Consider the following 242-nt stretch of genomic DNA (forward strand, 5'->3'; position numbering starts at 1 on the left):
CGGTCGAAAAGGAACTGGCCGCGGCGTTCAAGCCGTAGGTGGTGCGCTTGCTGCGGATGGACGAAGCCGAGCTGAGCAGCGAGGAAAAGGCCCCGCTCGAGCATGGCCTGTATGTGGTGCGCATGGCCGACTGGGGATACTACGAAACGGCGCTGGCGCAGCTGGACCAGGACTGTCTGGTGCGCCTGCACTCGCCGGACGACCCGTAGGACATCAACGTGCTGTCCTGGGGCGTGACCGTG

The 242-nt window shown here is 65.3% G+C and carries 1 protein-coding gene; it reads left to right on the top strand.

Translation table 11 applies throughout. The annotated features are described in order from the left end of the window. Window positions 1-47: 47 nt before the first annotated feature. A complete protein-coding gene (locus OH705_RS28495) occupies window positions 48-209 on the top strand; it encodes a hypothetical protein (RefSeq protein WP_267303606.1) in 162 nt (53 codons plus the stop codon). Window positions 210-242: the final 33 nt, after the last annotated feature.

This window comes from Pseudomonas sp. BJa3, assembly GCF_026343815.1.
Lineage (GTDB): Bacteria > Pseudomonadota > Gammaproteobacteria > Pseudomonadales > Pseudomonadaceae > Aquipseudomonas > Aquipseudomonas soli.